Origin of the sequence: Hymenobacter properus (assembly GCF_015694735.1) — a bacterium.
GTDB lineage: Bacteria > Bacteroidota > Bacteroidia > Cytophagales > Hymenobacteraceae > Hymenobacter > Hymenobacter properus.
The window spans coordinates 285,733-308,222 of sequence record NZ_JADQDP010000002.1 but is presented as its reverse complement, the minus strand read 5'-3'; the positions used below and the strand labels follow the sequence as shown (position 1 = coordinate 308,222).

18 protein-coding genes and 1 riboswitch are annotated in these 22,490 nt (G+C 62.6%); of the genes, 9 read left to right on the top strand and 9 right to left on the bottom strand.

Annotated features, from left to right (window positions below; all coding sequences use genetic code 11):
- The first annotated feature begins 169 nt into the window (after window positions 1-169).
- From I2I01_RS07525 to I2I01_RS07515, 3 genes are all read left to right on the top strand, one after another.
- Window positions 170-1,858 (top strand): T9SS type A sorting domain-containing protein, encoded by a 1,689-nt coding sequence (locus I2I01_RS07525; RefSeq protein WP_196285839.1) that lies wholly within the window; start codon window positions 170-172, stop codon window positions 1,856-1,858.
- A gap of 184 nt (window positions 1,859-2,042) precedes the next feature.
- Window positions 2,043-3,350: a cation:dicarboxylate symporter family transporter gene (locus I2I01_RS07520; protein ID WP_196286695.1), complete on the top strand. Its 1,308-nt coding sequence runs from the start codon at window positions 2,043-2,045 to the stop codon at window positions 3,348-3,350.
- A gap of 31 nt (window positions 3,351-3,381) precedes the next feature.
- Entirely contained in the window at window positions 3,382-4,560 is a 1,179-nt protein-coding gene (locus I2I01_RS07515; protein WP_196285838.1) for a putative sulfate/molybdate transporter, read from the top strand.
- Between the two features lie 13 nt (window positions 4,561-4,573).
- Here the strand turns inward: I2I01_RS07515 and I2I01_RS07510 are convergent, their stop codons facing one another.
- From I2I01_RS07510 to moaA, 6 genes are all read right to left on the bottom strand, one after another.
- Entirely contained in the window at window positions 4,574-5,365 is a 792-nt protein-coding gene (locus tag I2I01_RS07510; protein ID WP_196285837.1) for an SDR family oxidoreductase, read from the bottom strand.
- A gap of 4 nt (window positions 5,366-5,369) precedes the next feature.
- Window positions 5,370-5,747 carry a cupin domain-containing protein gene (locus tag I2I01_RS07505; protein ID WP_196285836.1) on the bottom strand — a complete coding sequence of 126 codons (378 nt, stop codon included), beginning with the start codon at window positions 5,745-5,747 and terminating at the stop codon, window positions 5,370-5,372.
- Window positions 5,748-5,944: 197 nt separating this feature from the next.
- The gene (locus I2I01_RS07500; RefSeq protein ID WP_211537868.1) at window positions 5,945-7,084 is read right to left on the bottom strand and encodes an MFS transporter; all 1,140 of its coding nucleotides are present in this window, start codon (window positions 7,082-7,084) and stop codon (window positions 5,945-5,947) included.
- Between the two features lie 200 nt (window positions 7,085-7,284).
- Window positions 7,285-9,750 carry a response regulator gene (locus I2I01_RS07495; RefSeq protein ID WP_196285834.1) on the bottom strand — a complete coding sequence of 822 codons (2,466 nt, stop codon included), beginning with the start codon at window positions 9,748-9,750 and terminating at the stop codon, window positions 7,285-7,287.
- A 299-nt stretch (window positions 9,751-10,049) separates the two neighbouring features.
- Entirely contained in the window at window positions 10,050-10,841 is a 792-nt protein-coding gene (locus tag I2I01_RS07490; protein ID WP_196285833.1) for an alpha/beta hydrolase, read from the bottom strand.
- Between the two features lie 69 nt (window positions 10,842-10,910).
- Entirely contained in the window at window positions 10,911-11,948 is a 1,038-nt protein-coding gene (gene moaA / locus I2I01_RS07485) for a GTP 3',8-cyclase MoaA (RefSeq protein WP_196285832.1), read from the bottom strand.
- Window positions 11,949-12,081: 133 nt separating this feature from the next.
- Here moaA and I2I01_RS07480 point away from each other — a divergent pair, with 133 nt between their 5' ends.
- Together I2I01_RS07480 and I2I01_RS07475 are read left to right on the top strand one after the other, a co-directional pair.
- Complete coding sequence (locus tag I2I01_RS07480; RefSeq protein ID WP_196285831.1) at window positions 12,082-12,324, top strand: MoaD/ThiS family protein; 243 nt, start codon at window positions 12,082-12,084, stop codon at window positions 12,322-12,324.
- 52 nt (window positions 12,325-12,376) lie between these two features.
- On the top strand, window positions 12,377-12,799 hold the full coding sequence (locus I2I01_RS07475) for a molybdenum cofactor biosynthesis protein MoaE (RefSeq protein ID WP_196285830.1): 423 nt from the start codon (window positions 12,377-12,379) through the stop codon (window positions 12,797-12,799).
- 67 nt (window positions 12,800-12,866) lie between these two features.
- On the opposite strand, the gene I2I01_RS07470 is transcribed toward I2I01_RS07475, so the two are convergent.
- The 3 genes from I2I01_RS07470 to moaC all read right to left on the bottom strand — a co-directional run bounded on the left by I2I01_RS07470 (window position 12,867) and on the right by moaC (window position 15,467).
- A complete protein-coding gene (locus I2I01_RS07470) occupies window positions 12,867-13,559 on the bottom strand; it encodes a porin family protein (protein WP_196285829.1) in 693 nt (230 codons plus the stop codon).
- A 220-nt stretch (window positions 13,560-13,779) separates the two neighbouring features.
- Window positions 13,780-14,967, bottom strand: coding sequence for an NTP transferase domain-containing protein (locus tag I2I01_RS23195; RefSeq protein ID WP_211537867.1), 1,188 nt, complete (start codon window positions 14,965-14,967; stop codon window positions 13,780-13,782).
- Window positions 14,968-14,975: 8 nt separating this feature from the next.
- Window positions 14,976-15,467 carry a cyclic pyranopterin monophosphate synthase MoaC gene (gene moaC, locus I2I01_RS07460; RefSeq protein ID WP_196285828.1) on the bottom strand — a complete coding sequence of 164 codons (492 nt, stop codon included), beginning with the start codon at window positions 15,465-15,467 and terminating at the stop codon, window positions 14,976-14,978.
- Window positions 15,468-15,731: 264 nt separating this feature from the next.
- Here moaC and I2I01_RS07455 point away from each other — a divergent pair, with 264 nt between their 5' ends.
- From I2I01_RS07455 to metH, 4 genes are all read left to right on the top strand, one after another.
- Window positions 15,732-16,799 carry an SDR family oxidoreductase gene (locus I2I01_RS07455; protein ID WP_196285827.1) on the top strand — a complete coding sequence of 356 codons (1,068 nt, stop codon included), beginning with the start codon at window positions 15,732-15,734 and terminating at the stop codon, window positions 16,797-16,799.
- 167 nt (window positions 16,800-16,966) lie between these two features.
- A complete protein-coding gene (locus tag I2I01_RS07450; protein WP_196285826.1) occupies window positions 16,967-18,181 on the top strand; it encodes a molybdopterin molybdotransferase MoeA in 1,215 nt (404 codons plus the stop codon).
- On the top strand, window positions 18,160-18,429 hold the full coding sequence (locus I2I01_RS07445; protein WP_196285825.1) for a hypothetical protein: 270 nt from the start codon (window positions 18,160-18,162) through the stop codon (window positions 18,427-18,429). Before I2I01_RS07450 ends, I2I01_RS07445 begins: the two co-directional genes overlap by 22 nt.
- Window positions 18,430-18,560: 131 nt before the next feature.
- Window positions 18,561-18,669: riboswitch (SAM riboswitch) on the top strand.
- A gap of 72 nt (window positions 18,670-18,741) precedes the next feature.
- A complete protein-coding gene (gene metH / locus I2I01_RS07440; RefSeq protein ID WP_196285824.1) occupies window positions 18,742-22,449 on the top strand; it encodes a methionine synthase in 3,708 nt (1,235 codons plus the stop codon).
- Window positions 22,450-22,490: the final 41 nt, after the last annotated feature.

Sequence of the window (22,490 nt, the reverse complement as noted above, 5' to 3'; positions counted from 1 at the left end):
TCGCTAGTTGCCCGCTGGCTCGGCACTGGCCAGACCCGAAGCGCAGTATGGCAACTGCAAACGCACAAAACCTGCCGCCGTCAGCCTCGTACTGCTAACTTATTAGTATTCAACGCCACTCAGGTAGTCCCAGATGAAAAAACTTTCCGCACGGTTAACCTCATTGCTGGTGGCTGCTCTGTGGTTGATATCCCCATGGGCGCAGGCGCAGACGCCCGCCTGGCAGCAGCTGACGGCCCCCGCGTGCGCCTTGGGTAGTGCTGCCAATGCCCAAGCGCTGGCGGCCGATGCCAATGGCAACGTCTTCATGGCCGGCACCTTCAGCAACGCCATCCGTTTCGGCACTACCTTACTAACCACCCGCAACTCGCAAGACAGCGAAGCCTACGTGGCGAAATGGAACCCTGCCGGCGGCTTCATGTGGGCACAACGCATCGAAGGTTCTTTTGTTCAAATCAGTGCGCTGGCCGTGAACGGAAGCGGCGTGTACGTGGCCGGCACGTTCAGCAACAGCCTCCGTTTGGGAGCGGTGCAGCTGACCAATGCTTCGCAGGCAAATTCTCCCGACATCTTCATCGCGAAATTGATTGACCAAGGTTCCACTGCCGCAGTGGCCTGGGGCCAGCGCACCGGCGGGCCCGCGTATGAAACGATTTCGGCCCTGGCCGTAAGCGGTTCTGACGTCTACTTAGTGGGCAAAGTAGGGCCTAACGGGGGCACGATTGGCAACGTGGCCTTTCCCAATACCGGCTACTGGGGCTTTGTGGCCAAGCTCACCGACGCGGGCACCAGCGGGACCATTGCCTGGGCCCACCAGCTTCAGGGCAATTCCTATGTTATTCCGTTTGCGGTTGCCGCCAATGCGGGAAATGTTTACATCGCCGGCACGTTCGGCACAACCGCTACATTCGGCGCCACCGCCCTGACCGGCACCGACGATTGTTTTGTGGCCAAGCTGACCGACACGGGCACCGGCGCCAACTACGTGTGGGCGCAGCAGGCCGGTGGCACCGATGTTGAACAGGCATCCGCACTGGCGGTGGCGGGAGCCAACGTGTACGTGGCAGGCTACGCCGAAAGCTCCAATGCGGCCTTCGGTGCCTTGCGGCCGGCCGCCTCGGGGCCCCGCTCCTTCGTTGCCAAACTCACCGATGCCGGTAACAGCAGCCATTTTGCGTGGGTGCAACAGTCGGTGGATGGAGGCTTGGGCTCCATCTCCTCGCTGGCCGTCAGCGGCCCCAACATCTACGCCGCCGGCAGTTTTTCCACTTCTTCCATTGCCTTTGGCAGCGCTGCTACGCTAGTCAACTCGTCGCAGCCATCCGGAAATCCCTTAAGTCCTTGGGGTCGGGACGGATATGTGCTCAAAATAAGCGAAACAAACAGTGGCGCCGCTTTTGCCTGGGCCAAGCCCGTAGGTGGCCGCTTTGAAGAAGTGAGTACCGGAGTGGCCTGCAGCGGGACCAGCGTGTACCTCACGGGTTGGACCAACAGCCAGACCGCAGATTTTGATGGCCGCCCCCTAGCCAATCCTTCCGGAAACAACGCCTTTCTAGCCTATTTTGATGACCCCACCCTCACCGCTACCACGGCCGTTCACAGCGATTTGAACTTCCGATTGTCGCCCAACCCGGCCCACGGCCGCGCTACTGTCGCGCTGCCCGGGGTGCCGGGTGTTCCGAGGGTTGCCCTCACCCTGCTCGACGCCCTGGGCCGGGTGGTGCGCACCACCACGGTGCTGTTACCAGCCACTGGCCTATCACTAGAGGTGGACCTCAGTGCACTGCCAGCTGGCCTTTACGCCCTGCAAGTGCGGGCGGGCGGGGCCACAGCCACACGCCGGCTGCTAGTAGAATAAGGCGGCGACCGGTCATTTCCGGCTCGGCAACAGCGCAAGCCGGTTGGGCGCTGGGCAAGCGCCCGTCAATCTTTCGTATGGGTGCATGCGGCTCACTCAATTTGCACAGCAGCTGGCAGCGTGCGCCCCCGTGCCGAACTTGCGGCGCGTGGGGCACTCACCGCTTCTACCGCTGCCTATGAAAATCAAGAAACTCACCCGTAACCTTACCTTCTGGGTACTGCTGGCCATTGTGGCGGGGGCCCTGCTGGGTCACTTCGCCCCCGCCAGGGCGGTGCTGATGGAGCCGCTGGGCAAGCGCTTCATCGACGTGGTGAAGCTGTTTATCAATCCCATCATCTTCCTCACCATCACGCTCGGCATTAGCACGATGGGCGATTTAAAGAAGGTGGGGCGCATTGGCGGGAAGGCACTGCTGTACTTCGAAATCGTGACTACGCTGGCGCTGCTCATTGGTGTGGGCGTGGCGGCGCTGGTGCGGCCGGGTGCGGGCGTAAGCACCGGCCGGCTCGATACAGGCAAGGTGGGCGAGTTCACGAAGCGGGCCTCGGAGTTTTCGTGGGGGCACTTTCTGGCCGATAACCTGACGCTACAAGTTCTCCTCGTGGCCATTGTGCTCGGCATTGTGCTTAGCAAGTACGCCGGGCGCAAACCCATCATCCACTTCCTCAAAGAAGCCTCGAAGTATGTATTTCGGGGGCTGCACCTGGTGATGCTGTTGGCGCCCATTGGGGCATTTGGAGGCATGGCCTTCACCATCGGTAAGTACGGCATCGCCACGCTGCTGCCGCTGGGCAAACTCATGGTGACGGTGTATTTGACCATGGGCGTGTTTGTTTTTGCGGTGTTGGGGGCCATTTTGCGTTCCTGCAACATCGGCGTGTGGTCATTCCTGAAATATCTCAAGGCCGAGCTGCTGATTGTGCTAGGTACTTCGTCGTCGGAAGCCGGCCTGCCGGGCCTCATGGAGAAGTTGGAGCGCATGGGCTGCGCCCAGCCGGTGGTGGGGCTGGTGGTGCCTACGGGCTATTCCTTCAACCTCGACGGCACCACCATTTACCTTTCGCTTTCGACCCTTTTCCTGGCTCAGGTGTTCCACGTCGACCTTTCCGGCGCCCAGATTCTGACCATGATGGGCATCCTGATGGTGACCAGCAAAGGCGCGGCCGGCGTAGCGGGCAGCGGCTTTGTGGTACTGGCCAGCACGCTCACGGCCATGAAGGTGATTCCGGTAGAGGGCCTGGCCTTGCTGCTGGGCGTCGACCGGTTTATGTCGGAAGCACGCAGCATCACCAACTTCATCGGCAACGGTGTGGCCACTGTGTTCCTCGCTCATCACGAAGGCGCCCTCGACCACGAAATGGCCGCAGAGGCCCTGGGCAAGCGTCTCAAACCGTTGCGTTTCCGCCGGGGCTACACCAGCGGCGAGTACCTGGGCGACGCCGCCGAGCATGCCAGCGAGGTGGCGCGCCTGCTGAACAATAAGAAGTAGAAACGGGTAGAGACATTCCCACTTCGCCCTGATGCAACCTACTGTTACGCCGCCCCCCGCCCCTACCCGTCCGCCCATCCGCTTCGACCGCAACGAGCTGGCCGGCGCGTTTGGCGACCTCGGCACCGACCTGCCGCTGCTCATCGGCGTCATCGCCGCCTCGGGAATCGACAGTGCGAGTGTGCTCATTCTCTTTGGGCTGATGCAGGTGTTTACCGGGCTGTGGTACCGCATGCCCATGCCGGTGCAGCCGCTCAAGGCTTTCGCGGCGCTGGTTATTGCTCAAAAGCTCCCGGGCCGCGTCATTTTCGGCGGGGGGCTGGCCATTGGCATCGGCATGTTTTTTTTGTCGATAACCGGGCTGATTGATGCCTTGGGAAGGCTGGTACCCAAGGCCGTGGTGCGCGGCATTCAGTTTGGGCTGGCCCTGCAGCTGGCCACGCTGGCCCTCACCAAGTATGTGGGGGCCGATGGCGCGGCCGGCTACGCGCTGGCGGCGGCGGCTTTTGTGGTCACGGTGGTGCTGTTTGGCAACCGGCGCTGGCCCGCGGCGCTGGTAGTCATTGCCCTGGGCGTAGCTTACGCGTTGGTATTCAAGCTCGATTTAGCTACTGCCCAGAAGGCCGTGGGTCTGCACTTGCCCACCTGGCACCTGCCCCAGCGAGCCGACATCCTCACCGGAGCCCTGCTGCTGGCCCTGCCTCAGATTCCCTTGTCGCTCGGCAACTCCATCCTTGCCACCAAGCAGGTAGCCCAGGATTTATTCCCCGAACGGACACCGCTCACCATCCGCAAAATCAGCTTCACCTACGCCCTGATGAATTTGGTGAATCCCTTTTTCGGCGGGTTTCCGGTGTGCCACGGCTCGGGCGGCATGGTGGGGCACTACGCGTTTGGGGCCCGCACCGGCGGCTCGGTGGTCATCTACGGCGGTATTTTCTTGGTGCTGGGGCTGTTTTTCAGCCAAGGCTTTGCCGACGTGGTGCAGATATTTCCGCTGCCCATTCTGGGTGTGCTGCTGCTGTTCGAGGCGCTGTCGCTGGCCGTGCTGTTGCGCGACATCAGCGACCGCCGCGCCGACATGCTGCTGGCGCTGCTGGTGGGCCTGCTCTGCGCCGGGCTGCCCTACGGCTACCTGGTGGGCCTGGTGGTGGGCACGGCGGCCTACTACACCCAGCAGCGCGGCTGGGTGGGGCTGGGCAAGCACTAGCCCCACCCAGTTCCTACAAGAGCCCGCGAATCCAGCCGCCATCGACCGGAATGGAGGTGCCGGTGATGTAGCTGGCTCGTTCCGAGCACAGAAAAGCAGCCAGCGCAGCGAACTCCCGCGGCTCGCCCAGCCGCCGCATAGGAATCTGGCTTTCCCAGCGCGCCGTAGCGTCGGCGGCCGAAATGCCTTCTTTGGCGGCCGTGACATCGGCCAGGCCTACCACCCGCTCGGTGCGCGTGTAGCCGGGCAGAATATTGTTGACGGTGATGCCTTGGGCGGCCACTTCGGTGGCCAGGGTGCGTGCCATGCCGGTTACGGCTGCGCGCAGGCTGTTGGAGAGCATCAGGTTTTCCACCGGCTGCTTCACCGAAATGGACGTGATGTTGAGAATGCGGCCCCAGCCGCGCGCTTTCATGCCGGGCAGCACGGCGCGCGTCAGCTCCACCACGCTGGTGAGGAGCAGACTGGTGGCGGCCTGCCATTGCTCAGGCCCCAGCGTGTCGAAGGTGCCGGCGGGCGGGCCGCCGGCGTTGGTTACCAAGATGTCGATGCGGCCGAAACGCTCCTGTGCAGCCTGCGTCACGCGGGCCACGTCGGAGGGGTTGGCCACGTCGGCCACCACACCCAGCACCGGCACACCAGCGCTTTGCTCGATGGCTGCGCAGGTTTCGCGCAGGGCTTGCTCACCCCGCGCGCACAGCACGAGGGAGGCACCTTCGGCGGCCAACTCTTCGGCCACGGCGCGGCCCAGGCCCTTGCTGGCAGCGGCCACCAGGGCCACTCTGCCTTTTAGTCCGAGGTCCATGGGCTTATTTCTGGCGCAGGTAGTCGTCCGATTTATCGAGCCAATCCTGACGGGGCGGGCTGAAAATGTCTACGTCCAGCGTGTCTTCGAGGGCCTCGGCCTTGTGGGGCACGTTGCCGGGGATGTGCAGCACCTCGCCCACACCCACCACAATGGGCTCGGCATCCTCGGAGCCAATCCAGAAGCGCAGCGCACCTTCCAGAATATAAGTTATCTGCTCGTTTTCATGCTGGTGCAGGGGCACAATGCAGCCCTTTTTGAGGTAGACGTGGGCCAGCATCATCTTGTCGCCGGTGATGAGGCGGCGCGAGAGCTGCTCGGTCACCTGCTCTTTGGGCATGGCGTCCCATGTGTATTTGGTGGCGGTGGGGTTTTCGGGCATGAAATGGTTCGTGGGTTAGTATGGGCGAAAAATAAGGAAGGTCATGCAGAGCGCAGTGAAGCGTCTCGCGTGCCGCAAGTAAATCCTTATGATTGGTTTACTACTGCACGCGAGATGCTTCGCTGCGCTCTGCATGACGTTCTGATTTAAGCTCCTTTCCTGTATACCCTATTCCTTCTCCCCTATCCCCAAACAAACTACACCCGCACCCGGCCCGCCACCGCCGACACGCATAGCCCCATGAAGGCAATAAACGCAAACGACACGCGCAGGCTCGTGGCACCGGCCACAAAACCGATGATGGGCGGCCCCAGCAAAAAGCCGAAGAAGCCGATGGTAGACACTGCCGCCAGCGCCATGCCTGCCGACATGTGCGTAGACCGCCCCGCCGCTGAGTACACCAGCGGCACCACCGCCGAGGTGCCAAAGCCCACCAAAAGGAAGCCCAATAGAGCCGTGGGCAGCATCGGAAACACCACCGCAATGCTGAGTCCGGTGGCTGTAAGCAGCCCGCAGAGCTGAATCACGCGCTTCGGCCCGAGCCGGTGAGCCAGCCAGTCGGCCCCGAAGCGGCCAGCGGCCATGGTGCTCATGAAGGCCGTGTAGCCCGCGCCCACCCAGGCCTTGTCGGCCTGAATAACTTTCTTGAAATAAACGCCGCTCCAGTCGAACATGGCCCCCTCGCAGATGAGCGCGCAGAAGGCAATAGCGCCTAGGCCCAACAGCTCCTTGTCGGGCCGCACGAAGATGGGCTGGTCGGGGTCGACACCACTGTCCTGGCGCACGGTGTAGCCGGCGCTCACCACCAGGCCGGTCAGAATAAACAGCGCAATGCCCACGAAATGCCAGCCCGGCGGTACCGCGTGCCCAATCATAAACGAGCCAATGGCCGCCCCCACGAAGCCCGCGAGGCTCCACAGCCCGTGAAACGAGCCCATGATGGGCTTGTGCTTATACAGCCGCTCCACGCCTACAGCCTGCGTATTCACCGAGATATTGGTCAGGTTGCCGCCCACGCCGAACAGTATCAGGCAGGGCACCAGCTGGAACAGGTTTTGGGCCCAGCCCAGGCCCAGCAGCGCCGTGGCGTAGAGCACCACGCTGCCCAGTATCACCCGGCGGCTGCCGTGTTTGGCCACCAGCCAGCCGGCTAGCGGCAGCGTAAGCATCTGCCCCAGCGGAATAGCCAGCAGCACGCCGCCCAGTCCCGCTTCCGAAATGCCCATGCGCTGCTGAATGCTCGGAATACGCGAGGCCCAGGTAGCAAAGCACAAACCCAGCAAAAAGAACAAAGCGCCTACCGCCACGCGGTGGGCCTGGCGGGAAACTGTCCGCACCGAAGAAGTAACTGAAACCATATTGCTTGCCGCCCACCGGCGGCGCTGTAGCGCCGCGTCCCGCACGTTGTGTGCCGTAAAATTAAGTTTCCCAAACGCCCCAGCCGCCCGATAAGTTTTGCGGAATACCTGCTGCCAAACAGCCAACGGCCCGGCACACCAAAGGTGCACCGGGCCGCAAAGCCGACTTTGCCCGCTGCTTAGGCGTTGGTATCGAGCGTTATCTGCGTCACCACGTCGCGCAGCAGCAAGGTGATGGAATCGACCAGCGGCTGCAGAGCTTCGGCCTGGAAGGGGCCTTCCCATTGGTCCAGCGCCTCCACGGGCGGCAGCACGTGCAGGGCGTGCAGGTGCTCCACGCCGGGCTTTAGCGTGTGGGCGGTAGTTTTCAGCAGCTTGATGTCGCCTTCCTGCATGCCGCGGTTCAGATTCTGGACGGCTTCCTCGCAGCTCTCCACGAAGGTGGTGAGCATGAAAGCCACAAATTCCTGGTCGCCCTGGCCGGCCACCAGCAAGTCTGCAATGGAATAAAGCTTTACTTCCGCTGCCATTGGCGGGGCGGGCGGTGGGGCCAGTATTTCGGGCTCGGCGGCCGCGCTGGGGGCCGGCGCGGGCTCAGATTCCAGCGCGGGCAGCGGCATGGTCAGGGTCCAGTCGCCCACCACGCGCAGCAGTTCTTCTTCCTTAAAGGGCTTGGCCAGGTAGCCGTTCATGCCGGCCGAGAGGCACTTCTCGCGCTCGCCTTTCACAGCGTTGGCCGTGAGGGCCACAATGGGGGTAGCCAGGCCCAACTGTTGGCGCAACAGCGCGGTGGCCGCGTAGCCGTCCATCACCGGCATCTGAATGTCCATCAGAATCAAGTCGAAGCGCGTGTGCTGGGCCAGCTCCACGGCCATAGCGCCGTGCTCGGCCTCAGTCACCTGCACGTGGGCGTGGCTGAGGAAGGTTTTGGCAATCTGACGGTTGAAGCGGTTGTCTTCCACCAGCAGCACCTGCTTGTTGCGCAGGTACTGGAAGGCCGGGCTGTCGGGGGGCAGCACCACTTTAGGGGCTAGGTCTTCGGCCGTGCCCACGGGCAGGCGCAGGGCAAAGGCCATGGTGGTGCCCTTGTTGCGCTCGCTCTGCAGCTGCACGTCGCTGCCCATCAGCTTCACCAGGTTGCGGCAAATGCTCAGGCCCAGGCCCGTGCCGCCAAATTTGCGCGTCACCGACGAGTCCTGCTGGCTGAACTCGCTGAAAATGTGCTGCACAAACTCCGGTTCGATGCCAATGCCCGTATCGGCCACCCGGAATACCACCTCGCCGGTGTCGCCATCGGCGGCGGGCTGGTAGTCGCAGGTAATGGCCACGTAGCCGGTTTCGGTGAACTTGATGGCGTTGCCGGCCAGGTTCAGCAGCACCTGCCGGATGCGGTAGGGGTCGCCGAGCAGCACGCGGGGCACGGCCGGGGCCACCCGCGTGAGCAGGCGCAAGCCCTTTTCTTCGGCCTTGTAGTGCAGGGTTTGCTCAATCTCGGCCAGCAGGTGCGTGGGCGTGAAGCCGACTTGCTCCAGCGCCATCTTGCCAGCCTCCAGCTTCGAAAGGTCCAGAATGTCGTTGATAATCACCAGCAGGTGCTCGGCCGAGGTGCTGATGGCCTGGCGGTAGCTATCCTGGTCGGGCGCCAGCTCGGTTTTGGCCAGCAGCTGGCTCATGCCCAAGATGGCGTTCATGGGCGTGCGGATTTCGTGGCTCATGTTGGCCAGGAAAATCTCGCGGGCCCGCACGGCGCTCTCGGCCGCCAGCTTGGCATGGCGCAGGGCCCGCTCGGTGGCCACCCGCTCGGTGATGTCGAGGCCGTAGGCCACCAGCATGCGCGGCGAGCCGTCGGGGTGAAACACGGGCTGCAGGCAGCGGAACTGGTGCCGCAGGCCCTCGGGCCGGTCAAAGGTTTCTTCAAACGTCACCAGCCGGCGCTCCTGGAACGCCTCGCGCAGGCGCTCCTGCCGCTCCTCGGCCAGGGCCTGGGGGTAGCCGTATTGCGCGCAATATTCGAAGTTGTTTTTGCCAATCACCCACTCGCGCTTCACGGGGTCTTTGATGCCGCTCTGGTTGACAAACAAGTAGCGGCCTTCAGCGTCGAACACACCAATGTCGCTGGGTATGTGATTGAGCGTGAACTCGAAGAACTCACGCTGCTCTTCCAGCTTTTGCTCGGCTAGCCGGCGCTTGGTGATGTCGGTACCCGTGCCCACCACCATGCGTACGGCCCCGTCGGAATCCAGCACAGGCACGTAGTAGCGCAGCAGTTGGCACGGACCATCGTCTGTCATTAGGGTTTCCTCCCAGCTGGTTTCGACGCCGGTTTCAATCACCTGGGTCAGCAGGCGCCGCCGGGTAGCCCCGATTTCGGGCGCCACGCCGCGGTGCTCGCAGTATTCGTCGTTGGTTTTGCCAATCACCCATTCCCGCAGCTCGGGGTTGCTGAAGGACTTGGCATTGACTACCTGAAACCGTTGCTCAGGGTCGAACACGGCCACATTTACCTTTAGGTGGTCGAGCACCGCCTGGTAATAATCCTTCTGGTCTGCCAGCCGTTGCTCGGCGCAACGCAACGCCGCCTGCGCGTCGGCCAGGGCCTGACGCAGCTGGGCTACCTGGCAAGATTCGGCAGATGTGTCGCTCATTAGCTGAGTCTGAAGAGTAACAGATGCCGACAAAACGGTAGAATTGTAAAAATCAGACATAGAATATAATTACGACCCTGTATAGCACTAGCAAATATACGTTATTGCACCATGCTAACACCTTTATTTTCTACTTATTAAAATAAATAAAATTGCACTATAATTTTTAAAATTATAAAACCCATTTAACTCAACATGCAATTGGCCGTGGTTAACTACAAGAAAGTCTAATGCTTGTGAAAGGCTTACGTGACTGCTTGTAGCTCCGGATTTACATCGATTTTCTGCGTGTTTTTTACTTATAGCAAAGTCGCCAGCTCTCGCTGATACATAGGATTATCAGTCATGCCGTTGTGGCCCGCGCCGGGCAGCAGCACCAACCGGTCGGTGGGCTTCAATAACGCTTTGAGCCGGAGCGACGACTGATGATAAATCACCTCATCCCGGTCGCCGTGAAACAGCACGACGGGCGCCTTGACTTTGCCAATCAACTCGTTGGTAGGCAACGGGTAGCGCACCAGAAACCCCGGCACGAATGGGTACAGCCGCGCCGCCAGGTCGCGCATGCTGAAGTACGGCGCCTGTAGTATCAGCAGCTTGGGGTGCTGCTGTGCGGCCAGCCAAGTGGCCAGGCCCGTGCCCACAGAGTAGCCCAGCACCACGGTGCGGCTTTCGGGATACTCGGGCAGCAGCTGTTGGTAGACCGTCTGCACGTCGCCCGGCAACTGCGCCTGGCTGCTAATGCGCCCCTCGCTTTTGCCGTAGCCACGGTAGTCGAGGAAGAAAACGTCATAGCCCAGGCGGGTGTACACGGGCGCGGCCTCGGCCCAGCTGCTCACGTCGCCGCCGTTGCCGTGCAGGTAGAACACCAGCCCTTTGGAGTGGGGAGCGTGGAATAACAGGCCGTGCAGGCGGGTGCCATCGGCCATCTTAAACCACCGTTCTTCGAAGCTACCGGGAAAGCGAAACCGATAATCGACCGGCAGCCGGCTGGGGAAGAATAGCAGCTTTTCCTGCTTAAAATAGAGCACCGCGCACAGCAGCACATACAGGCCAACCAGCATGCCCAGGATAATAAAAACAACTTTCATTGCAGCGGGTCCCGGGCTTTAATGCCCCGGCCCCAATAGCAGGCAAGGTAAGATAACGACCGTGGCTTCCTAGCCCCCAATGGTGGCCATGCTCTCGAAGCTGAGCTGGTGCAGAGGCCGCTGCCGCTCGGCCTCGAAGCCATTGGCGGCGCGGTGACGGAATGCGGCCGACAGCGCCGCCACAATTTCCTCATCAGACTTGCCGCCGCGCAGCAGGGCGCGGGTATCGAGCACGCCCTGGTCGTAGAGGCAGGTTTTGATGCCTCCTTCGGCGGTGAGGCGCAGGCGGTTGCAGGTGCCGCAAAAAGTACGCGAATACGCGGCAATGATGCCCACACGGCCTTGGTGGCCGGCCACGCGGTAGTCGGAAGCCGTGGCACCGGCCGCCATGGGCACGGGCGTGAGTGCGCCAAAATGCGCTTCCAAGTGCTGGCGGATGCGCAGGTGGTTCCAGGGCAGCGAGGCAGGTCCGGCCTCGTGGCTGCCGCCGTTGAAGGGCATTTCTTCGATGAATCGCACGTCTACGGGCAGGTCGCGGCTGAGGGCGGCCAACGGAATGAGGTCGTCAATGTTTCGGCCGTCCATCACCACAGCATTGATTTTGACCTGAATACCGGCATCCAGCAGGGCGTAAAAGGTTTCCAGCACCCGGGGCAGCTCGTCGCGCCGCGTGATTTGGAAGAACCGCTCGCGGTTTAGCGTGTCGAGGCTGAGGTTCACGGCCTTCACGCCCAGGCGGGCCAGGGCGGGCACGTGCGGTGCCGTCAGCACGCCGTTGGTGGTCAGGCTGATGTCGTCGATGCCAGGCAGCTGGGCTAGTTGCTCCATGAAGGGCACCAGGTCGCGCCGCACGAAGGGCTCGCCGCCGGTGAGGCGCACTTTGCGCACGCCCAGCCCGGCCAGGAGGCCCGTCAGGCGCAGCATCTCCTCGTAGCTCAGCAGTTCGTGCTTGGGCATGTACCGGATGCCTTCCTCGGGCATGCAGTAGAAGCAGCGCAGGTTGCAGCGGTCCGTCACGGCCAGGCGCAGGTATTCCAGCGGCCGGCCGTGCTGGTCGTAGAGCGTGGGGCGGGCCGGGGCGGCTGGGGCGAGGAGAGATGGAAGCACGTTTATCACCAATTTTGCCGGGCTGTACGTAAGACTGCCGACTTGTGGTAACCCCGGACGCCGGGCCGGTGTTCAGGCCACAGCCCAAAGCGCCGCCCGCGGCTGATTTTCGCCCAAGTTTACGTCGAAAGATATGTCCTTAAAAATCGCCCTCTTCGGCATCACCCGCGACATCGTGGGCACTTCCGTCATCGAGCTGCCGGCCCCCGCCCCTGCCACCGTGGGCGAGCTGCTGGCCGAAATGCGCCGCCAGTACCCCGCGCTGGGCGAGCTGCGCAGCTGCGCCGTGGCCGTCAACAACGAGTACGCCAACGCCGACCAGCCGCTGCACACCGTGGATGAAATTGCGTTGATTCCGCCCGTGGCCGGCGGCTAAACGTCATGCTTCGCTGCGCTCGGCATACGTTCTATGTAATTTCAACTGACACATGACCCCTACCCTTTCCATTACCGACCAGCCCATTGACATTGCCGCGGCCCTCGCCGCCGTGCAAACCGACGCGGCCGGGGCGGTCAATTCCTTTATCGGCACGGTGCGCAATCAATCGGGCGGCCGGCCCGTGCGCCGCCTGCACTACGAATCCTACGACAGCATGGCCCTCACGCAGCTGGGCCACGTGGTGGCGCAGGCCTACGACAAGTGGCCCATGCTGCAGGAAGTGGCCGTGGTACACCGCAAAGGCACCCTGGAGCTGGGCGACGTGGCCGTGGTGGTGGCCGTGGCCACCCCGCACCGTGCCGAAAGCTTCGCCGCCTGCCAGTTCATTATCGACACGCTAAAACAAGTGGTGACCATCTGGAAGCGCGAGGAGTACGAAGACGGCACCGAGTGGGTGGCCGCGCACCCATAAAGCTCTGAACAAGCAAAAAGCCCGGTTCCTACGCAGGAACCGGGCTTTTTGCTGTTAAATCAAGACCTTACTTCGCCGGAATCAAATAGCCGAGCGAGAGCTGAAAGGCCGAGTGACGGGCGTTTTTCAGGTCGCCGTTGAAATAGGTGCTGTTGTCGGATTTCACAAAGTCGCTGAAGGCGCCGGTGTAGCGCAGGTTCAGGCTCAAGCCGTTGTCGGCCTGGTAGCCGATGCCGGCCAGGTAGCCCAGCTCGTTGCGGTTGAGGCCGCTCACGTCGCGCTTGTTCTGCGACTCGGTGGTGGTGGGCGTGCCGTTCAGGGCCGAAGTGGTGGTGACTTTGGTCTCGTCGTTGGCGCTGATGAGGTAGGAGTACTGCGGGCCCACCTCCGCGATGAAGCCACCGGCGTTGATTTTTAGCAGCACCGGCACATCGAGGTAGTTGTAGTTCACCTGGCCTTCGCGCTTTTGCTTGGTGCCGAGCAGGTTGGTGTATTCGGTGGGCTTGTTCTCAAACCCTTTCTGCGAATACAGCACTTCGGGCTGCACCGAGAAGAAGCCGTCGCTGGTGACGGGCACGTTCACCATGACGCCGCCCAGAAAGCCGACTTTGTTGTTATAGGTCGATTCGTTTTTGACGTCGCCGGCCAGGTTGGAGTAGTTGGCGCCGGCGCGCAAGCCAAAGCGCACGTCCTGGGCCCGGGCCGAAGAAACAGCGGCCAAGGCTAACAGCGCAGCGGCCGGAATGATGACTTTTTTCATGATAGTAATAGCGAGTGAATGAATAAACGCTGGCCGGCTAAATTCGAAAAGTGTGCCAACCTGCGCCGTAAACGCCCTTTTCCTTTCTCGCATTGCATCCGCCGCGCACGAAAAAGCCTGACTACCGTGGCGGCAATCAGGCTTTCAGAACGTTAATTACTAATCTTTTTTTCGAGCTACCCGGCATACCAGGCGCTGGCCTAGCTGCCTTTTTCAAAAATCAGTGGGCCAGTTCCTGCTCGGCGGCGGCCCGTTCTTCGGGCGTGTTCACATTGCGCAGCTCGGCGGGCACCGGCGGGGCCAGCAGCTCGATATCGGAGTTTATCAGCGCCTTGCGCGGGCAGGAATAGCCCATGCCCAGAAAGCGCAGCAGCTGCCCGTAGCTGCGCGGCTCCCAGATGCTGACCAAGGGCTCCGGAAAATCATCCCACGGGCTGCGAAAGGACGTGGCCATGCGCGCCGGCTGCCGGTTGCTCACCAGGTATTCCAGCGTGTCGCGGGTCAGGAAGGGCAGGTCGCAGGCCAGTACTAGCCACGCCGCATTGGGGTCGGCTTGAAAAGCTGATAGGATGCCGCCCAGTGGCCCCAGGCCCAGAAAAGTATCGGGCAGGGCTTTGAGGCCGGCGGGCAGGTCGGCCGCCTGGTCGGGCCGAACAGACACGCGCACGTCGGGGCAAAACTCGGCCAGCAGTGCGGCGGTGTGCTGGCGCTGGTCGAGGCCGTGGTAGTGCAGGGCGCCTTTGTCGGTTTGCATGCGCTCGCTGCGGCCACCAGCCAGCACCAGGGCGCGCAGCACCGGCACGGCCATGTGGTACCACTGTTGCAGGAAGGCCGCAATTTTGGCCGTGTCGGCCAGCGGCAGCACCGGGGGCAGCAGCCCGGCGCTCAGGTGCTCGGTGAGCACGGCGGGCAGCTCGGTCTGGCCCTCGGCCAGCAAAATCAGCCGCACATCGGTGAGGCGGTCGAGCTTCTTATCCAAGGGCTTGCGCGGGTCGACGATGACGACCTGCTGGCGGGCGCGGAAGTGGTTGCCGTTCACCAGCACCACGCTTTCGTGGGCCAGCAGCTCGGGCTGGCTGAAGCGGTCCAGCACCCGCGTGAGGTTGAGCTGGCGATAGGTAATTTTATCAACCAGCTCCGCCGAAAGGCCATTATCGGCCACGTAGGGCGTGGCTTTGATGGCTGCCGGTGCCTCGGCAGCGGCGTCGCCGGCGGCGTGGTCGGCATCCACATAGGCCATGCGCAATTGGGGGGCCAAATGCGGCAGCAGCCGGGCTACGAGCGCCTGAATGTCGCCGCAGGGCGCGCCGAGGATGGCGAGTTCGTGGCGACCAAATTCGCCCACATCGGGGCGGGTGAGGGCGGCGTGCTTGAAGCGTTTTACGGTTGAGCTGGGCAGACTATCCATGCCGGAATCTACGAATTTTCGAATCGATTGAAATCTTTCTTACCGCCGGTTTTGGCGATAAGCTGCACGTTATCAATCGTGATATCGTGCGAAAAGGCTTTGCACATGTCGTAAATGGTGAGGGCAGCTACGGTGGCGCCGGTGAGGGCTTCCATTTCCACGCCGGTGCGGCCCGTGACCACGGCGGTGCACACCACGCGCAGGGCGTCGGGGCCGTCGGGCTCGATGGTGAGACTGCAGTCGTCCAGGCCCAGCGGGTGGCAGAGGGGAATGAGGTCGGCCGTTTTTTTGGCGCCCATGATGCCCGCCAGAATCGCCGTGTGAATGACCGGGCCTTTGTGCGAGGGCATTTCGCCGGCCTGCACGCGGCTTAGTAACTCTTCGCCCAGCACCACGCGGCAGTGGGCGCGGGCCACGCGGCGGGTGGGGGGCTTGGCGCCCACATCCACCATGGTGGGCTGGTTGGCGGCGTTGACGTGGGTGAAATTTTTGGTTTGCATAGGGCGTAGAGACGTGGGAAAGGGCCTAATCGTTGAAAGTAGCGCGGACTTTTAGTTCGCGTCGCCAAGGGTCGCTTAGACACTTAGTAGGGCCGCAACCTAAACCTCCAGGCTAATCTAGCCAACTCGGCGCCCAATTGTTTTAGCCCAAACCATTGGGCTAGGCAGCCGTTTTGTATCCGGCACCGAGCCCAACAACCGACGCCCAACGCGGCAAATCTGCCGCATCGGCCCCTTTGGACCGCCCATTTCCCATCCCGAATTATGACCAATACCGCTTTAGTCGTTGGTGCCAGCGGCATCATCGGCAGCAACTTAGCCCAGGAACTGCTGGCCAATGACTGGCCGACTTACGGCCTGGCCCGCCGCCCCGGCACCGACATTCCCGACCTGCAACCCGTGGCCGCCGACTTGTTGGACGTAGCCAGCCTGGAAACCGCCCTGGCCAATATTCGCCCTACGCACGTGTTCATTACCAGCTGGATGCGTAATGACACCGAGGCCGAAAACATCCGCGTGAACAGCGCCATGGTGCGCAACCTCCTGGCCGTGCTGGGGCCGAAGCACTCGGTGCAGCACGTGGCCCTCGTAACGGGGTTGAAGCACTACCTGGGGCCGTTCGAGGCTTACGTGAGCGGAGGCGTGCCCCCACCCACGCCGCTGCGTGAGTCGCAGCCCCGGCTGGCGCTCGACAACTTTTACTACGCGCAGGAAGACGAGGTGTACGCGGCGGCCGAACGCGACGGCTTCACCTGGAGCATTCACCGGCCGCACACCATCATTGGCAAGGCGGTGGGCAACCTGATGAATCTGGGCACCACGCTGGCCGTCTACGCCAGCATCTGCAAGGAAACAGGGCGCCCTTTCCGCTGGCCGGGCTCGCGGGCGCAGTGGGAAGGCCTGTCGGACGTGACCGATGCCCGCGTCATCGCCAAGCAACTGGTGTGGGCCGCCACCACCGAATCCGCCCGCAACGAGGCCTACAACGTGGTGAACGGCGACGTTTTCCGCTGGAGTCAGCTCTGGGGGCGCTTGGCCGAGTGGTTTGGCGTGGAACCGGCAGGTTTCGACGGCGCCACCTACCCGCTTGAAACGGAGATGGCCGGCGACGCAGACACTTGGCGTGAAATTGCTATGAAATACGGCTTGGCAGAGGCTGATTTGAGCCGTCTGGCCTCGCCCTGGCACACCGATTTGGACCTGGGCCGGCCCATCGAAGTGATGACGGACATGGCTAACAGTCGCAAGCGCGGCTTCACCGTGTTTCAGAGCACGGAAGACTCGTTCTTTGATTTGTTCGCGCAGCTGCGCCAGGACCGGCTGATTCCGTAGGCGCTACACAGAAATATTCAGTACGTCATGCTGAGCGCAGTCGAAGCATCTCTACCGCGCAAGTATTCATTTACTGTTGCGGCAGAGATGCTTCGACTGCGCTCAGCATGACGTGCTGTTTTTTGGCCACCGCTTCATCCTTTGCTTTTAACTCTCAACCAATACCCATGCTCTCCCCCGCCGAAGCCACGGCCCGCGTCCTCGCCACGGCCCGCCCGCTGCCGCCCGAAACCGTGCCCCTGCCCCACGCCGCTGGCCGCATCCTGGCCGAGACCCTGATGGCCGACCGCGACTTCCCGCCCTTCAACCGCGTGGCCATGGACGGCATTGCCCTGGCGCACACCGCCTGGGCCGGTGGGCAAACAGAGTTTGAAATTCAGCACGCGCAATTTGCCGGCGCCCCGCCCCGGCCGCTGCTTGATGCCCGACAGGCCGTAGAGGTGATGACTGGCGCGGTGCTGCCCGCCGGCACCGACGTGGTGGTGCGCTACGAGGACATTCTGCTGCACGACAACCGCGCCCACATTCAGATTCCGCCGCCCGAAGCGCCCGGCGTCAATATCCACCACCAGGCCGCCGACCGCCGCGCGGGCGATGCCCTGCTCACGCCCGGCACCCGCCTAGGACCGGCCGAGCTGGCCGTGGCCGCCACCGTGGGCGCCGCTGAGTTGGCCGTGACGCGCGCCGCTCGTGTGGCCGTGGTGAGCACCGGCGACGAGTTGGTAGGCATCCCGGAAACGCCGCTGCCGCACCAGATTCGGCGTTCCAATGCCTACGCCTTGCAGGCGCTGTTCACGCAGGATGGCGCCGCAGTTTCGATGTTCCACTTGCCCGATGCACTGGAGGAGCTGCGCGATGGCCTCACCAAAATCCTCGGCGCCGACTTCGATGCCGTGGTGCTGAGCGGGGCCGTGAGCAAGGGCCGCGCTGACCACCTGCCGGGCCTGCTGCGTGAACTGCAGGTGCGCGAAATTTTCCACGAGGTGCAGCAGCGGCCTGGCAAACCGTTGTGGTTTGGGGCGCGGGAAGGTGGGCCGGTGGTGTTTGGCCTGCCCGGCAATCCGGTGTCCACCTTCATCACGGCCTGCCGCTACGCGCGGCCCTGGCTGCGCGCCGTGCAGCAGCCAGAAGGCGCACCGGCAGCGGTGGAAGCCCCCGCACCGGCCGTGCTTACGGTGGATATCAATTTCAAGCCCCTGCTCACGCACTTCGTGCCCGTACGCCTGGCGGTGGATGCCGAGGGCCGGCGACTGGCCACGCCGCTCCGGGTGGGCGGCTCGGGCGACATGCTGGGCCTGGTGGGAGCCACTGCGTTTCTGGAGCTGCCGCCGGAGCCAGCCGTGTTTCCGGCAGGCAGCGCGTGGCCGTGCTGGTTACTGTAAGCTTGGTTTTTTCTGAACTTCTGGCGGGCAAATGCGTAAACCCATCCGAGTCGCAGCGCCAGCGGCTGAGTGTTGAGGGTGGCCCGGCGCACTGGCCACCGTCTTTTTTCTCACCGGAAGCCACCCGAATTATGCCGACGAAAAAAGCAAGCACCGCCAAAAAAGACCCCTGCTGGAAAGGCTACGAGCAGGAAGGCACCAAGAAAAAGGACGGCAAGACCGTTCCGAATTGCGTGAAGAAAGACTAGCTCTCGTAGCAGCTTCATAATATCAAATGGCCCCGGCCCGTGCCCACTCGGCGCGGGCCGGGGCTTTGTGTTAGAGTCGGGCCCAAAACCCAAAATTGATTTAAAGGGCTGCGTCGTATCTTCGCCTTACGCTGCTATCCAGAAAGACCGAGGGACCGGGCCCGATGACGTCTTGGCAACCTACCGCGAGTAGGTGCCAACTCCCGTTTCACCGCCATTTTGGGTGAAAGAAGATGACAGCCGGAACTGTGCGCCTGCGCACGGGTTTCTTTCTGGATACGCGCTTACGTAGCTATTCGCCCCAGATAAGAAATGCCCAACGCCACCCTCGCTGCTCCCTCTCCGCTTCCCGAAATCCTACGCCAGCGCCTGCTGATTCTTGACGGCGCCATGGGCACCATGATTCAGCGCCACCCGCTCACGGAAGAGGACTTTCGCGGCACCCGCTTCGCCGACCACGACCGGCCTCTACGCGGCAACAACGACCTGCTGAGCCTTACGCGGCCCGACATCATCAAGGGCATTCACGCTGAATACTTCGCCGCCGGGGCCGACATGGTGGAAACCAACACCTTCTCGGGCACCACCATTGCGCAGGCTGATTATGGCCTGGAGCACGTGGTGTATGAGCTAAACTATGAGTCGGCCCGCCTGGCCCGCGAGGCGGCCGACGAGTACTCCACACCCGACAAGCCGCGCTTCGTGGCAGGCGCCGTGGGCCCCACCAACCGCACCGCCTCGCTCTCGCCCGACGTGAATCGGCCCGGCTTCCGCGCCGTGACCTTCGACGAGTTGGCCACCGCCTACCTGGAGCAGGTGCGCGGCCTCGTGGACGGCGGCGTAGATGCCCTGCTCATCGAAACCATCTTCGACACGCTGAACGCCAAGGCGGCACTCTACGCCGTACAAAAGTTTTTTGACGAGGGAGGCCGCGTGGTGCCCATCATGATTTCGGGCACCATCACCGATGCCTCGGGCCGTACCCTGAGCGGGCAGACGGTAGAAGCTTTCTGGAACAGCATCAGCCACCTGCCACTGCTAAGCGTGGGCCTGAACTGCGCCCTGGGCGCCCACCAGCTCAAGCAGTACGTGGAGGAGTTGAGCCGCATTTCCGACGTGCACATCTCGGCCTACCCCAACGCGGGCCTGCCCAATGCCTTCGGGGGCTATGACGAGTCGGCCCAGGAGTTTGCGGCGGTGGTTGAAGACTACTTGAAAGACGGTATTGTGACGGTAGTGGGCGGCTGTTGCGGCACCACGCCCCAACACATTGCCGAGCTGAGCAAGCTGGCCGACAAGTACAAGCCGCGCCAGCTACCCACTGAAATTACCCCTGCTACCCACCTTAGCGGCCTCGAACCGTTCGACATCAAGCCCGAAAGCCTTTTCGTGAACGTAGGCGAGCGCTGCAACGTGACGGGTTCGCGCGCCTTCGCCCGTCTCATTCGTACCGGCGCTTATGAGGAGGCGCTGGCCGTGGCCCGCGTGCAGGTGGAAGAAGGGGCCCAGGTGCTCGACATTAACATGGATGAAGGCATGCTTGACTCGGAGCAGGCCATGACCACCTTCCTGCACCTCATTGCCTCGGAGCCTGACATTGCGCGGGTGCCGGTGATGATAGACTCTTCGAAGTGGAGCGTGATTGAGGCGGGCCTGAAGTGCGTGCAGGGCAAGAGCATTGTGAATTCGATTTCGCTGAAAGAGGGCGAGGAGGTGTTTTTGCAGCGGGCCCGCACAGTGCGCCAGTACGGCGCCGCCATGGTGGTGATGGCCTTCGACGAGGAAGGCCAGGCCGACACTTACGAGCGGCGCATTGCCATTTGCCAGCGCAGCTATGACCTGCTGATGAGCATCGGCTTCCCGGCTACCGACATCATTTTCGACCCCAATATCCTCATTGTCGGCACCGGCATGGAGGAGCACCGCAACTACGCGGTCGACTTTATCGAATCGGTGCGCTGGATTAAACAAAACCTGCCCGGGGCCCTCACCAGCGGTGGGGTGAGCAATATCTCGTTCTCCTTCCGCGGCAACGATGTGGTGCGCGAGGCCATGCACGCGGCCTTCCTCTACCACGCCATCCAGGCGGGGCTGGATATGGGCATCGTGAACCCCAACCAGCTCGCGGTGTACGACGAAGTACCGAAAGACCTGCTGGAACTGGTAGAAGACGTGCTGCTCAACCGCCGCGCCGACGCCACCGAGCGCCTGCTGGAATTTGCCGACCGCATCAAGGGCCAGAAATCCAGCAACCAGCAAGCCAGTGCCACCGCCCAGGAATGGCGCAGCCTGCCGGTGCAGGAGCGCCTGGCGCACGCACTGGTGAAGGGTATCACCGAGTTCATTGACGAGGACACCGAGGCCGCCCGCCAGGAGCTGGCCCGGCCGCTCGACGTGATTGAAGGCCCGCTGATGGCCGGCATGAACGTGGTGGGCGACCTGTTTGGGGCCGGCAAGATGTTCCTGCCCCAAGTGGTAAAATCGGCCCGCGTGATGAAGAAGGCGGTAGCTTATCTGGAGCCGTATCTATTGGCCGACAAGCAGGGCTCGGACCGGCAGACGGCCGGCAAAATCCTGATGGCTACGGTGAAGGGCGACGTGCACGACATCGGCAAAAACATTGTGGGCGTGGTGCTGGCCTGCAACAACTTCGACATCGTGGACTTGGGCGTAATGGTACCGCTGGAGAAAATTTTGGACGAGGCCCAGGCCCAGCAGGTGGACGTTATTGGCCTGTCCGGCCTCATCACGCCCTCGCTTGATGAGATGGTGTACGTGGCCCAGGCCATGGAAAAGCGCGGCATGAAAACCCCGCTGCTCATCGGTGGCGCCACCACCTCGCGCCTGCACACGGCAGTGAAAATTGCGCCGGCCTACAGCGGCCCGGTGGTGCACGTAAATGACGCCTCGCGCAGCGTGGGGGTAGCGGCGGGCCTGCTCGGCTCGGGCGAAGTGGCGTATGCCGAGACGGTGGCCGCCGACTACGCCGCCCTGCGCGCCGACTACGCCAGCCGCCAGCGCGAGAAAAACTACCTGACCATTGAGGCCGCCCGCGAAAACGGCTTCAAGTCAGATTGGGACACGGTTTCAATTACCAAGCCTAGCTTCCTCGGCACCAAGGTGCTGGAAGACTACGACCTGGCCGAACTGGCCGAATACATCGACTGGACGCCCTTCTTCCATACCTGGGAGCTGAAGGGCCGCTACCCGCGCATTCTCACCGACGAGACGCTGGGCGAGGCCGCCACCAAGCTATTTGAGGATGCGCAGGCCATGCTTAAGCGCATCATTGATGGCAAGCTGCTGTCGGCCCGCGCGGTGCTGGGCTTCTGGCCGGCCAATACGGTGGATTACGACACCATCGAGGTGTACGCCGACGACACGCGCGAAGCCGTAGCCACCGAGTTTTTTACCTTGCGGCAGCAGGGCGAGAAGGGGCCGAAAATCCCCAACCTCGCTTTCTCCGACTTCTTGGCGCCGAAGGAATCCGGCCGGGCCGACTACCTGGGCGGCTTTGCCGTGACGGCCGGCATCGGCATTGAGAAGCTGCTCGAACAGTTTGCGGCCGACCACGACGACTACTCCAGCATCATGGTGAAGGCCCTGGCCGACCGCCTGGCCGAAGCCTTTGCCGAGCGCCTGCACGAGCGGGTGCGCCGCGAGTTCTGGGGCTATGCGCCCGACGAGCACCTTTCCGGCGACGACCTGATTCAGGAGAAATACCGCGGCGTGCGCCCCGCGCCCGGCTACCCCGGCTGCCCCGACCACACCGAGAAAATCACGCTTTTCAACCTGCTCGACGCGGAAGGCAAAACCGGCATTTCACTCACTGAAAACCTGGCTATGTACCCGGCCTCGTCGGTAAGCGGCCTTTACTACGCGCATCCCGACTCGCGCTACTTCGGCCTCGGCCGCATTGGCCTGGACCAGGTGAGCGACATTGCCCACCGCAAGGGCATGGCCACGGCCGAGCTGGAGCGCTGGCTGATGCCCAACCTGAACTACGAGCCGAAGAAGTAGCGCGGACTCTGCGAGTCCGCGCCTGAAAGGCCTCTAACCAT